Origin of the sequence: Vibrio sp. 10N.222.49.C9, assembly GCF_041474985.1 — a bacterium.
Lineage (GTDB): Bacteria > Pseudomonadota > Gammaproteobacteria > Enterobacterales > Vibrionaceae > Vibrio > Vibrio crassostreae_C.
The window spans coordinates 1-641 of record NZ_JBFRVD010000833.1; the positions used below are offsets into that span (position 1 = coordinate 1).

The following is a 641-nucleotide window of genomic DNA, read 5'->3' on the forward strand; positions in this document are numbered from 1 at the left end:
CGTGTGTGCGGGGCGACAGAAGAAGAGCGCTGTTTTAAGTGCTTTGAGACTAAGGTGCCGCCTTCTGATGAGGCGCTGCTTTACAGTTTAACCTCAACCGAATTTAAACAGGCCATTGGGCAATTTAAGACACTCAATACCAAAGAGATGTACCTGCAGGTGCTGATCACCCCAGAGGGTTCAAGAATGCTTGGGCTGTATAAACACACTCTGTCTGAATTTCCATACTCCACTGTTGCCATTGAGCTGTTTCCAGAAGGATTAGAGGACATCGAAGCGGATATTGAGTTTCACCAAAGCATCACGCCAACACAGGCCGATTTATTCTGTTAGAAAAGTTCATTTAAAAACAGAGTGTTAAGGGCGATTTTGGAAATGAAAATCGTGGGTTAGGCTAGACGTAATCGAGAAAAGAAAGAGAGGAGGTAAAGAGAAGAGAGAACAAACACGCAGTTGGAGAGAAGTGGCGGCAACCACTTCCCTCCGCACCGGCTGCAAGGACTTAAACCCAACCCAGCCGATGGCTCGATTCTAACCAATCCCATCGGTTAAGGGTATCACTTGATTGATGGAGGCCAACATGGCTCACATACGCATTCGCCCCAATGGACGTATTCAGTTTGATATACACCTCTTTGGGG

1 pseudogene is annotated in these 641 nt (G+C 46.8%); it reads left to right on the forward strand.

Features of this window, described 5'->3' with window-relative positions:
• Positions 1–333, forward strand: a pseudogene (locus AB4585_RS25830) (hypothetical protein); the annotation flags it as partial.
• Positions 334–641: the final 308 nt, after the last annotated feature.